The 329-nt window shown below is 51.7% G+C and carries 1 pseudogene; it reads left to right on the top strand.

The window, feature by feature from the left end:
* Nucleotides 1-329, top strand: a pseudogene (locus GNE10_RS35125) (PD40 domain-containing protein); the annotation flags it as partial.

The raw sequence follows: 329 nt of genomic DNA, 5'->3' as shown, positions 1-329 counted from the left end.
ATGACAACACCATCAAACTCTGGGATGTCAGCACCAGCAAAGCCATCAAAACCCTCACAGGGCATAGCAGTACGGTCAATAGCGTAGTCTTCAGCCCCGATGGCAAGACACTGGCTTCTGGCAGTTCAGACAAGACCATCAAACTCTGGGATGTCAGCACCAGCAAAGCCATCAAAACCCTCACAGGGCATAGCAGTTGGGTCAATAGCGTAGTCTTCAGCCCCGATGGCAAGACACTGGCTTCTGCAAGTGATGACAACACCATCAAACTCTGGGATGTCAGCACCAGCAAAGCCATCAAAACCCTCACAGGGCATAGCAGTAGGGTC

Origin of the sequence: Nostoc sp. 2RC, from assembly GCF_014222165.1 — a bacterium.
GTDB classification, from domain to species: Bacteria; Cyanobacteriota; Cyanobacteriia; order Cyanobacteriales; family Nostocaceae; genus Nostoc; species Nostoc linckia.
This window is presented reverse-complemented; position numbering and strand designations above follow the sequence as displayed.